This window comes from Streptococcus sanguinis, from assembly GCF_003943735.1.
Taxonomy (GTDB): domain Bacteria; phylum Bacillota; class Bacilli; order Lactobacillales; family Streptococcaceae; genus Streptococcus; species Streptococcus sanguinis_E.
Map to the genome: position 1 here is coordinate 66,279 of NZ_RJMV01000007.1, position 11,908 is coordinate 78,186.

The 11,908-nt window shown below is 45.7% G+C and carries 11 protein-coding genes; 3 read left to right on the forward strand and 8 right to left on the reverse strand.

What is annotated here, in order from left to right; genetic code table 11:
- The first annotated feature begins 82 nt into the window (after nucleotides 1-82).
- A complete protein-coding gene (locus tag D8877_RS08445) occupies nucleotides 83-859 on the forward strand; it encodes a glycyl-radical enzyme activating protein (RefSeq protein WP_048772098.1) in 777 nt (258 codons plus the stop codon).
- Nucleotides 860-929: 70 nt separating this feature from the next.
- Here D8877_RS08445 and D8877_RS08450 read toward each other — a convergent pair whose 3' ends face one another.
- A complete protein-coding gene (locus D8877_RS08450) occupies nucleotides 930-1,799 on the reverse strand; it encodes a glycosyltransferase family 2 protein (RefSeq protein WP_048772095.1) in 870 nt (289 codons plus the stop codon).
- A 211-nt stretch (nucleotides 1,800-2,010) separates the two neighbouring features.
- Between D8877_RS08450 and D8877_RS08455 the strand changes: the two genes are divergently transcribed.
- Nucleotides 2,011-2,982 carry a nuclease-related domain-containing protein gene (locus tag D8877_RS08455; protein WP_048772093.1) on the forward strand — a complete coding sequence of 324 codons (972 nt, stop codon included), beginning with the start codon at nucleotides 2,011-2,013 and terminating at the stop codon, nucleotides 2,980-2,982.
- A gap of 48 nt (nucleotides 2,983-3,030) precedes the next feature.
- On the opposite strand, the gene D8877_RS08460 is transcribed toward D8877_RS08455, so the two are convergent.
- From D8877_RS08460 to D8877_RS08485, 6 genes are all read right to left on the reverse strand, one after another.
- On the reverse strand, nucleotides 3,031-4,446 hold the full coding sequence (locus D8877_RS08460; RefSeq protein WP_048772090.1) for an LPXTG cell wall anchor domain-containing protein: 1,416 nt from the start codon (nucleotides 4,444-4,446) through the stop codon (nucleotides 3,031-3,033).
- 118 nt (nucleotides 4,447-4,564) lie between these two features.
- On the reverse strand, nucleotides 4,565-5,494 hold the full coding sequence (locus tag D8877_RS08465; RefSeq protein ID WP_048772087.1) for an aldo/keto reductase: 930 nt from the start codon (nucleotides 5,492-5,494) through the stop codon (nucleotides 4,565-4,567).
- 9 nt (nucleotides 5,495-5,503) lie between these two features.
- Nucleotides 5,504-7,282 (reverse strand): glycoside hydrolase family 35 protein, encoded by a 1,779-nt coding sequence (locus tag D8877_RS08470; protein WP_048772084.1) that lies wholly within the window; start codon nucleotides 7,280-7,282, stop codon nucleotides 5,504-5,506.
- Nucleotides 7,283-8,644 (reverse strand): PTS sugar transporter subunit IIC, encoded by a 1,362-nt coding sequence (locus D8877_RS08475; protein ID WP_002896670.1) that lies wholly within the window; start codon nucleotides 8,642-8,644, stop codon nucleotides 7,283-7,285.
- Between the two features lie 5 nt (nucleotides 8,645-8,649).
- Nucleotides 8,650-8,967: a PTS sugar transporter subunit IIA gene (locus D8877_RS08480; protein ID WP_002898520.1), complete on the reverse strand. Its 318-nt coding sequence runs from the start codon at nucleotides 8,965-8,967 to the stop codon at nucleotides 8,650-8,652.
- An 8-nt stretch (nucleotides 8,968-8,975) separates the two neighbouring features.
- Entirely contained in the window at nucleotides 8,976-9,293 is a 318-nt protein-coding gene (locus D8877_RS08485) for a PTS sugar transporter subunit IIB (protein ID WP_075202640.1), read from the reverse strand.
- Between the two features lie 204 nt (nucleotides 9,294-9,497).
- On the opposite strand from D8877_RS08485, the gene D8877_RS08490 reads away from it, so the two are divergent.
- Nucleotides 9,498-10,694: an ROK family protein gene (locus tag D8877_RS08490; RefSeq protein WP_125353015.1), complete on the forward strand. Its 1,197-nt coding sequence runs from the start codon at nucleotides 9,498-9,500 to the stop codon at nucleotides 10,692-10,694.
- Between the two features lie 88 nt (nucleotides 10,695-10,782).
- Here D8877_RS08490 and D8877_RS08495 read toward each other — a convergent pair whose 3' ends face one another.
- Entirely contained in the window at nucleotides 10,783-11,679 is an 897-nt protein-coding gene (locus D8877_RS08495) for a DUF7916 family protein (protein WP_002910768.1), read from the reverse strand.
- Between the last annotated feature and the right edge of the window lie 229 nt (nucleotides 11,680-11,908).

Here is an 11,908-nt window from a genome sequence, read left to right on the forward strand (position 1 = left end):
ATAAAATAAAAATAACTTTCATTCGTAATTGTTTTTCTTTCTAAAATAAGTTATAATGATTATATCCAAAGGAGGCCTGAGTATGGAAACAACAAAAGGAATTATTTTCAACATCCAACATTTCAGTATTCATGATGGACCAGGGATTCGTACAACGGTTTTCCTCAAGGGCTGTCCTCTACGCTGCCCTTGGTGCTCTAATCCAGAATCACAGCAATTAAAACCCGAACCTATGCTGGATGCTACTATCAAAAAAAGCATCACTATAGGGGAGGAGAGAAGCGTCGAGGAGATTATCAACGAAGTCCTAAAGGACAGAGATTTTTATGAAGAGTCTGGTGGCGGCCTGACCTTATCTGGCGGAGAGATATTCGCCCAGTTTGAATTTGCCAAGGCCATTCTTAAAGCAGCTAAGGAAAAAGGTATTCATACTGCTATCGAAACAACTGCCTTTGTAGAACACGAAAAATTCGTGGATCTCATCCAGTACGTTGATTTTATCTATACAGACCTGAAACATTATAACTCTGTCAGCCACCGCAAGGTGACTGGAGTAAAAAACGAATTAATTGTTCAGAATATCCACTACGCCTTTACTCATCAAAAGACGATTGTTCTCCGCATTCCTGTCATTCCAGATTTTAACGACTCCTTAGAAGATGCAGAGCGGTTTGCGACTTTGTTTAATGAACTATCCATCAATCAAGTCCAGCTGTTGCCTTTCCATCAATTTGGCGAAAATAAATACAAATTACTTGGCCGAAAGTATGCCATGGAAGATGTCAAGGCCTTGCACCCTGAAGACTTATTTGAATACCAAGATGTCTTTTTGAAGCATGACATTAATTGTTATTTTTAGTCTTTAATTTTCAAACACTAAAAAACAAGCTACGCTTTCAGCCCTGCGGTTGAAAGGTGGCTTGTTTTGTTTATTCTCCAAACAGTTGGAGTTTGCTTTCAATTTCCTGATAGACCAGACTAGACTGCATACCGACGGCTGCAGCGCTATCGCGACAATACTGGAGCAGGAAAGTGTAGTATTTGTAGTAGAAGCTCAGGTCATAGCCCAGCTTCCCCAAAATGGCTAGCTGCTCCTCAAAACCTATAATCAAGTCTCGGAACCACTGCTCATTCCAAGTCATGGAGATGCTATTTGGCCGCAAGCGATAGTAATAGAGCGGTTCATTGAGGTAGATAATCTTCTCTGACTGAAGGTACAGCTTATAAGTTGTGAAGGCATCTTCAGCCACTCGGCCGAATGGATAGCGCACTGTATCAAAGAGCTTACGCTTATAGAGCTTGGCCCAGGCGCAGAGAAAAACACCGTCTAGCATGCGCCGTCTAGGGTACTCCTCAATTATCTCTTCTCGCGTATAGAGGGTTTCAAAATGCTCTGTCGAATAGTAGAGGAAGGCTGAATCCTCTGCACGGAAGCTACAGTGGTGACCAATGGCAATATCCGCATCGTACTCCTTGAGCTTTTCATAAAGGCGGGCAACATGTTGCTCAGGCAGCCAGTCATCCGAATCCACAAAAATCAAATAGTCTGCACTAGAGTGCTCAATCCCTGTGTTGCGGGCACCGGACAAGCCTTGATTTTCCTGATGAATAAGACGAATCCTCGCATCCTGGTCAGCCAGCTCTTGGCAAATCTGACCAGAAGCATCTGTTGAACCATCATTGACTAGAATAATTTCCAGATTTTGATAGGTCTGACGACAGACGCTGTTCACACATTCTGCTAAATACTGCTCAACATTGTAAACAGGGATGATAACACTGATTAATTCCTGAGACATGATAACTCCTATTCTTTTCCTGTCTTTTTATTATACATGATTTTTTAGGTTTGTGAGGCGTTTTTGGAAAATAAGTTTTTAAAGGATAGTTTCAGCTTTTTTAGACACATTTTAATATATTGTTCAATTGCTGTGTTTTTACACTTATAAAAATCTTCCGTCCTTTATTTTGTGCTATACTCGAATTAGGGATTTTAAGGGAGATTAGGAAATGTTTGGATTCTTTTTCGTTGCATTTGTGGCTGTCTTTGGCATCGTCTTTTTTATCAGTTATAAGCTACTTGAAGACAGGGAAGATAGGGACTCGGATTGGTCGTCCAGCCAAAGCCCAGAGCCTGACTATTTCCAGCAAACCCAGACTGCCTCTTGGGAACTCAAATATAACAAGGGAAAACAGGGAGAGTACCAGCTTGGTCAGGTCTTGAACCAGCTCTATGGCTATAAAAAGATCTTGTACAATCTCTATATCTTCAAAGAAGATAGCACTACCACTGAGATTGATGCCTTGCTGATTCATCCATCTGGAATTTACATTTTTGAGTCCAAAAACTACAAGGGCTGGATCTTCGGCTCAGAAAATCAGCAATACTGGACTCAGGTTCTTTCCGGAGGCCGCGGAAAATCTTACAAGCATTCTTTTTTCAATCCCATTATTCAAAATAAAGTCCATCTCAAATGGCTCAGCTACTATCTCAACCAATACACGCCAAATCTATATTCCTATATCGTCTTTGGCAATGACTGTCAGCTTAAGAAAATCCATCTAAACAGTGATAGGCATAAAGTTATTCAGACCTGGCAAGTGATAGGGGCAATTGACAGGCAGGCCTGCCAAAGTCAAGCCTACCTGTCGCCCGAGCAGATTGACGACCTCTATCGTATGCTGCTGCCCTTGACCAAGCGAAAGCAGGTCGTCAAAGAGCGCCATATTAACCACATTGCTCAGAATAAGCAGCGTAGAGAAGCAGAAAAGATCTGCCCTCGCTGCCAGCATGGATTGGTGCTCCGTACAGCAGCCAAAGGATCTAATGCCGGTCAGAAATTTTGGGGCTGCTCCAATTTCCCCAGATGCCGCTTTACTCAAAAATACCAAGAGCCTGTCTGCAGTCCGCCCGCTACGCAAGCATCTAATCTCGGACAGCCTATCATACAAAACCTAAATCAAACACAAAGCAACAGCTAGAACCTGCTGTTGCTTTTTTGTAGATTATTTTTCCTCTAGCTTGCAAAACTAAGATTTTTTCTTCAAGCCAAGGAAACCAGCTGCCAGTCCTAAGAGCCCGAATCCCAGCAGATTGGTCAATAGACTGCTTTGGCTGCCGGTCTTAGGTAGTTGTTTGGAAGAAGCTTGTTGAAGAGTTGGCTCTTGAGACGCTGCTTGAGGATCCGTCTGGCCGCTTGCTTTGTAGGTCAGATTTTCTACCTGGCTACCCATTGGAGCAGGCCTTGCAGGGGTTGCCTGCTGGGCTTGATTTTGAGAGGCTTGCTCCATATCGGCCAACGGCACGACGCTCTTCATAAACTCATCTTGTGAAATGGCCCTTTCTTCAACTGCATCTTGAATACCAGTGAGGCTGACAAAATAGTAACGAGCCCAATCCTTGGTCAGTCGCTGAATACCAGCTAGACCAGCTCCTGGATACCAGAGCGGCTTACTCACTTCTTCAGCAAACTTCCAGTCACCGCCAACTTGAATACCAAGCTTGGCATCCGGGTCAGATTTTTCAGAAATACGAGCTTCTACGGAAACTAAAACAGCCCGAATGGTTTGAGGATTTGGAATATCACGGGCCTGATCAGAACCCCAGTGGGCAACCCGATCCTGCTTAGGTAATACCTCAATAGCTGTTCCCCCACCAGCCAAGGCTTCCTGCCGTGCATCTCCTACGTAGCTGGACATATTGCCCTTGAATTGAGCAACCCATTGAACCCCTTGAGGGTGATCCACAATTTTCTCCCAGACATTGGAGTCCTTCCGGAGCACGAAAGCCTGCATGTTACGAATATCCGCCCAAGCATTGTTGGCCTTATTGTCCGTCATTTCCATCACAACGCCCCAAGGATCAAATTCATTCATCCATTTTCCGCGTTCCTTGTCAAAGACAGCCTTCGCTTCTTCGTCGGTCATCCCTTCGCCTTTATAAGCAAGGTAGTACCAATCCGCCGCTGGGTCATATGTCGGACGGCCGCCTAACACGACAGCTCCGCCATTAAATTGGCCAGGGCCGCCATTAGGACCGCGTTTTTGACGCTCCCCATTTTCTTCAACGACATTTTCCTCCGACCAAACCCAGACATCCCCTTGATTGGCTCCCATCTGAGCAATGGCGCGCTGCTTCTGCTCATCGGACATGACCTGACTGGCTGGCAGCTCGCTAGCGGCTGCAGCTGATTCAGCCTGATTTGCAGGAGCTGCTTGGGGTTCAGCTACAGCTGGATTTTCAGCCTCGGGACTTGCTTGCGCTGCTGGAGAAGCCGACATTTCAGCTACTGCGGCAGGGGCAGGCACAACATCTTCTGCTTCAACTCTTGATACAGCTGTCAAAGCTGCTAAGGACAAGAGGGAAACACATAGCAGCAAGCCACTTCCATACTTGGCAGCAGAAGCAGATTTTGCTAGGCCTTGCCAAGAAAACTTATTATTCATATCATTCTCCTTTCATAAGGTGCAGAGTCGAGCTTAATCAATGAAATATGCAGACCGATTCGCTGCTCTTAGGCTTCATTGATTCTGAATAACAAATAATCTCCCTGCAAAAACAAGTTTAGGGCAGAGGATTCCCCGCGCTCTTGTATATCTTATACCAGTCAGCCCGAGAGAGCTCAATATCAAAAGCAGCCACCATTGAGCGAATTCGCTGCGGATTCATGGAGCCAACAATCGGCTGCATTTGTGCCGGATGACGCAAAATCCAGGCCAGAACTAAGGCTTCAAAAGAAACTTGATAGTCTGATGCAAAGGCATGCAGAGTTTCTGTAAGCTGAGCATATTTAGGATGCTCCATAAAAAGTCCCTGGTTCAAGTCGACCTGAAATGGTGACCAAGGCTGAATCGTGATATGATGCAATCGACAATAGTCCAGTACACTACCATCCCGAACGATTGCCAAAGGATTGAGCATATTGGCATTGAGCCCAGCGTCCAGCATCGGAGTATGGGCTGGACCAAACTGTAGTTGGTTGGCAATCAAGGGCTGCTCCACACTCTTTTGCAGCAGCTCCATTTGATAAGGGTTTTGATTGCTGACTCCGAAATAGCGAACCTTCCCGGCTTGGTGCAGCTGTGAGAAAGCTTCAGCCACCTCTTCCGGCTCTACAAGAGCATCTGGCCGGTGCAGGAGGAGCACATCCAGATAGTCTGTCTGCAAACGCTCCAAGCTGCCTTCAACCGAGCTGATGATATAATCCTTAGCAAAGTCAAAATGGTAGTTGGTGTGAACATCCCGCAGTCCGCACTTGGACTGGATGAGAACTCGGTCCCGGGGAATCTTAGCCGAGCGAAGAGCCTGCGCAAACTTGGCTTCAGACTGGCCACCAGCATAAACATCTGAGTGGTCAAAGAAATTAATTCCCACTTCTAATGCCGTTTCAAGAACGGAAACGACCTCTTCAGGAGCATGCTCTGCCAGACGCATGCAGCCCAAAACCAGCTGACTAGCTCCTTCCAGTTCATTTCCGACTGTCATATATTTCATCGCAACACCTCATTTCTTATAGACTGGATGGTCAAGCAAGGTCAACTCTTCAATCTTGACATTTTCTGTTTCAAAGACGATAAACTCATTCTTATCCTTGAGCAAGCCAGATGGCACATAGAGATAGTGAATCGGCCCTTCATTCCAGTAGCGGCCTAGGTTGAAGCCGTTAACCGAAATACAGCCCTTCCCATACTTAGAGCAATCGATGAAGGTATCAGCGATATCATCCAACTCCGCTTCAAAGCGATAGAAGGTCGGTGCTTTGACTCTTTCCGGTGGAGCTGAGTAGCAGTCTAACTTGGCCAACATTTCCTTGTCAAACTTGAGCGCATAATGCTTCCAGCCCTTTCGGAACTGGTGGTTAATCATGATACCACCCTTGATTCCCTTGGATTGACTAGGTGCGCCCAACTTGTAACCATAGTTGACCCGCCCCATATTTTCCACCAGCACATCAATCTGAATCCGCTCAGTATCAGCTGAGAAGAGCATCTCATCACCGATTTCTTCCCGATACTGGGTAGCTAGGTGCTCCTGATTGACATAGAAATGGCAGCGGTCATGAGTCTCCAATGCCTTGAGCCTTTCCTCATGGTATTGATTTTTGATATCGGAACGGTAGAGGATATAGCCATGATTCTGCCCAATCTGCTCCATAGGCTGCGGATAATCCAGCAGAATTTCCTCTGTGATGTCCGCTGCAACATCCAGCAGATTTGCAGTCCCAAGCAGCGGAAAACTGCCATAGGCCTTGGCCTGTCGGCTAATAGGCTCCATCTGCTCAAGCTCTGTAAAGACCTCATGGGTCACCCGCTGAACAGCGTAGTATTTCTCAGTCGGCTGCCCCCACTCAGTAATAGGTGCGTCAAAATCATAGGAGGTAATCTGCGGCAAATCCTTTGTCTTGCGGGCTGAACAGCCGCTGATAAAACCAAAATTGGTCCCACCTCTCAGTAGAAAGAGGTTCATACTGCCCAGCTGCAGCATTTTTTTGACATCCTGGGCCAAATCTTCGGCTTCTCGCCGAACGATTTCCTCGCTCCAGCGGCTGAACCAACCATCCCAAAACTCGGTACACATAAGTGGCCATTTCTTGCCATAGCGCTCCATGAAAGCTCGCAGATTATCTGTATTTTCCTTAGGTTGGGAACCAAAATTCCCCGTCACAAAAATATCATCCTCAATCAAGGTTCCAGACTCCAAAGCCTCTATCCATGTCCCGTCAGAGGTAAAGAGGGGAACCGTAACGCCACGTACCTTCATCATCTGCGCAATGCTGCGCATGTAGGCCTTGTCCTCGGCGTAAGAACCGTATTCATTTTCCACCTGCATCATGAGGATAGGGCCGCCCTGATCACTTTGATAGGGCAGAAGCTTGGGAAAGAGCCAGTCATAAAAATGACTGACCTTTTCCAGAAACAGCGGATGATTGACCCGCAGGCGCATCGAAGGATATCTCAAGAGCCAGGCCGGCAGACCGCCAAAGTCAAACTCTGCACAGATATAAGGCGTCGGCCGGACAATGAGATAAAGCCCCATCTCCTCAACCAACTTGAAGTATGCTTCAAAATCCAGCATGCCCTCTGCCTGAAACTGTCCTTCCTGAGGCTCATGCAATGCCCAAGGAATATAAGTTTCTACCGTATTAAAGCCCAGAGCTTTGAGATTGTATAGGGTATCTCGCCACTGGTCTGGATGAAGCCGGAAATACTGAATAGCTCCCGATAAAATCTTAAAAGGCTTGCCATCCAAGTAAAATTCTTCTTTAATTTCAAATTTTGCCATTTATCCAAGCTCCTCCTGTTTATCTGCCATCTTGACAAAGGGCAGATATATAGCGGTTGAAATAGCGATATTAACCAGCGAAAGAATAATTGCCCGCCAGTCGAAGGCTGTCGCAAAGAAACCGTAGAGAATCGGCGGCATTACCCAAGTAACGTTTTGAGTAACCGGCGCAACCAAGCCCATAGAGGTTGCAAAGTAGGCTACTGTTACCATGACCATTGGCGTCAGTACGTATGGAATAAACATAATTGGATTCAAAACGATTGGCAGACCGTACATGACTGGCTCACCGATGTTGAAGACCATTGGGAAAATTCCCAATTTGGCCACTTCGCGATAGTGCTTGTTCCGAGATTGCCAGAGAATGGCAATGGCAACCCCAATCGCATCAAACCAGACAAAAGCACCGAAAGAATTATCCGTCCACATGTAAGGAATCGCATGCCCAGCCTGATAAGCTTCTAGATTGGCTAGCATGGTCACACCAAAGAGACTGGCCATAACCGGCGCCAGCACATTACCACCGTGCAGTCCGAAGAACCAGAAAATCTTATTGAGAAAGACAATGAGCAGCACAGCCCAGAAGCTTTGAGACAAGCTGAGAAGCGGTGCCTGAAGAATCTTGTAAATCCAGTCAATCAACAGCTCGCCTGTCACCAGATTAAAGAGGTAGGTTGCAATCCCCACGACATACATGGCAATCGCAGCCGGAATGATAGACAGGAAGGGCTTCATGATAGCTGGCGGAACAGAATCTGGAAGTTTGATAGTCCAGTTACGATTCATGACCTTACAAAAGATGATAACAGATACAAAACCAATCAGAATGGCAGTAAAGTAACCACGCGCACTGATTTGGTCACCTGGAATGACACTGTTAATCGTCACAGACAGGTTACTGCCGTCAAGTTTTAGCTCTGGAAGTTTTGAAATCGCCTTGCTCAGCCCTGGTGTTTTGCCAGCCAACTCAAAGGTTTTAGTAACTGATCCACCAATGGTAATGATATAGGAAGCAACAGCTACCAGACCGGCAGACACCTTATCAGTATTGTAAATCTTAGCGATATTGACTCCGAAGGTAAAGAGGAACAAGAGGGTAACGATAGGAATACTGCCCTTAAATACCAGCCAGTTAATATCAATCAGCCACTGGAAGGTAGAGGAAATCCAGGTCCAGCCGAACTGTCCTGGCAAGTCAGATAGAAAGGCATTGACCATGAGGGCGAAAGAGCCCGTCATAATCACAGGCATGGTTCCAATAAAGGAATCCCGCAGGGCAACCAGAAATTTTTGGTTGCCGATTTTATTGGCAATAGGCATGAGACGCGCTTGCCATTTATCAACCAAACTACTCATCTGCATTTCTCCTATTCATCAAATTTTTTATGCAAATCAACAATCTCCTTTGCCAAATCAACAAAGGCGATACTGGTCATGAGATGATCCTGCCCATGCACCATAAATAAACTAAGTTCTGTCTTTTCTCCTTGTGCCTCCTTGCTCAGCATTTCAGCCTGAGCGTGATGGGCTTGCAACAGGGCCTTCTGAGCCTGACTCAGTCTCTCCTGAGCTCGGTCAAAGTCCTGCTTTTTAGCTGCTGCAATGGCTTCGATAGCACAAGACTTGGCCTCTCCGCCATACATAATAAGGGTCATAGCGACCTCTAAGGAATCTTTATTCTCCATAAGAGTACCTACTTCATGAGCGACTCTGCCAGATCCAGGACCTTATCCCCCTTCATCATTCCATAGTCCGTCATAGGAATGACATCAACCGGAATGCCTTTTGAAGCTAGTTTATCCTGTAAATTCTCCAGTAGATAGCGGACCTGAGGCCCCAGCAACAGGACATCAACCTTTTTCTCGCTTAGATAGTCTTCAGCTTCTGACACTGGTACCGCAAATATCGTCGCAGCCAAGCCTCGCTCCTCTGCAGCTTTCTGCATTTTATTGACCATGAGACTGGTGCTCATCCCAGCCGCACAGACTAACATAATCTGTTTTGTTTCCATCGGCATCCTCCTTTATGAATCTGACCTAGCCTGAAACAACGCCCAGCATTTATTTTTAATATATAAACAAAAATCCAAAAACAGAATATTTTTCACTATGTTATTAATATTCTATAAATATTATAACTATTTTTCTGTACTATGTCAACGCTTACATTTGAGATTTCTAGCTTTTTTTGATAGTATAGCAGCAGAGGAAACAAGATGACACGAACTAGAAAACAAAACGAGCTAAGGGCAACTGTCCTGGATCAGCTCTATGCCAAACGACCGATTTCTCGGATTGACATTTCAAAAGAAACTCAGATTACACCAGCCACGACTGGCAGTATCATCAATGAACTGATCAAGGAAGGCTTGGTGCTGGAACTGGGCGAGCTCAATGATGAGAGCGTAGGCCGCAAGAAAACCCTGCTGGATATTGCACCTCATAGCCGCTACTATCTGGGTTTTGAGATTTCTGAAAAACAGCTGGCCATGGTCATCGCTGACAATACCGGTGAGATTGTAGAAAGCAATATTCGGACTTATCAGATCGAGGTGACAGGCGGGCCGTCTGACCAGGAAATCATCCGGCTGATTCAAGAGTTTCTGAAAAAGAACAGCAAATACTCCATCTCAGCAATTGCCCTCGGGCTGCCGGGGCATGTGAATCTCTCTGAGAGTGATTTTATCATTTCTAAAAATCCCCACTGGGGACAGATTAACCTGCAGACTATTCAAGAAGCCTTTGACCTTCCTGTCTACTTTGCCAATAAGTCCCACTGTTTGACAATGGCTGAACGCCTCTTTAGCTATCATCCTACAGACAGGAATTTTATCGTCTATCATGTCGCCAGAGGTATTCATTGCTCCTACATGTACAAGGGCAGCATTTACAGTCAGGATAATTATCTTATCGGGGAGGTAGGGCATACCGTCATCAATCCTGAAGGCGAGCGCTGTCCTTGCGGCAAACACGGATGCCTGCAGGTCTATGCCAGCGAGAGTGCTCTGATTGATAAAGCAGCTATCCTGTATCAGGCTTCCCAGACCTCACTCTTAAAGACCCTTGTAGAGGACGTCAATGACATTGATTTGACAAGTCTGATGACCGCCTATCGCTTAGGAGACTTGGGCAGCATTGAGTTGATTCATACTGCCTGCCGCTACCTGGCCATTTCCATTTCCAACCTCTGCCAGCTTATTGATAGCGAAAGGATTTATCTAGACGGCCAGCTCTTCTCTTATCCGGTGATTGCCGAGCAGGTTCTGGCTCAGTTAGAGCAGGAAGTACCTCTCTTTCCAAAACAAAAACAAGCAGAGATTGTTATTATCCCCTACTCTAAATACAGCATTGCCCGCTCTGCAGTCAGCCTCTGTGTCTATCATGAATTTTTAGATAAAAAAGGAAACCTATAAAGGCCGAGACAAGAATCTCGGTCTTTTTTTTTACAAAAAAAGAGACAGGCTTTCTAGGAGCTTACCCCTAAAAGCCTGTCTCATTTTACTATCTATTAATCGAGCGTGAAATCATAGAAATGGTGTGGCGCTGCCCTCTGAGAGCCTTGCTCATGGCAAAGATATTTTCAACCGGAGCCAGACAGCCGTAGCCTGAATCTCCGATATGCTGGATATCTACACCGCAGATTTTGTTGCGGATAGCCATTTGCTTGACAATATCCTCATCAGCACTCTCCTGACTGGTACCGATAGCACTCATAACCAGAGCCCCTTTTTGATGGGCCAGCCGGACAATCTGCTTCAAGTCCTGCTCATCAAAGCCTGGCACACTGCCGACTGCCGGTGCTAGGACAATATCGACACCTGCTTCGATAAATTGAGCGATTGCTTCTAGGTCTGCTACCGGCTCATCCACACCTGAAGCATGCATTTTACCCGCAATCAGCAGGCCTGAAAAATTCTCCTTGACCACTCGAATGGTGTCGATAATGGCCTGATTGGTGACACCAGTCCCTGGATTACCTGTCAGACAGATAAAGTCAACGCCCAGCTCTTCTGCTCGCTGAATGGTCGCTAGACTAGCCTGACGCCCCTCATCGATGATCAGGCGTTCTCCTGCCATCTGGGCCTGACTGTCCACCGGCTCTAGATTGATACCGATAGGACGACCCACCAAGCGGTGTAGCTCCTCAACAAAATCTTCCTTGGCGTCCAGACCAGCCACAAAAGGCTGGAAGATATCAATCCCATTCAGCAGAATCAAGTCAGCACCAAAAGACCGAGCAATCTCTGCATTGGTCACATCACCGATATAAGATTCTTTAAAAGCTACGTTTTCAGACAGGATAACGCGGCCCTCACTAGCCTTGATGCTCTGTTTCAGCTCCGGCGCAGTCATATTTAAAATTTCTGAAGCATTTGAACTAATGAATCGTTTTACCATAAGAACATCTCTTTTCTTTATTATTCATTAATAAACACTTTGAAATCTATTCTATTTGGATTTTTTGTTTGTTTTTTGTTATCAACTACAGTATAGCACAAGCTAATAAAAATGTAAACGCTTTATATTTTCTTTGATAAAATAGTCTGCTTTCACAAACAAAAGCAGACTATTGAAATGAACTCGATTATTTTTGATTTGAGCAAGATTCGATAAGCGTCTTATCTCG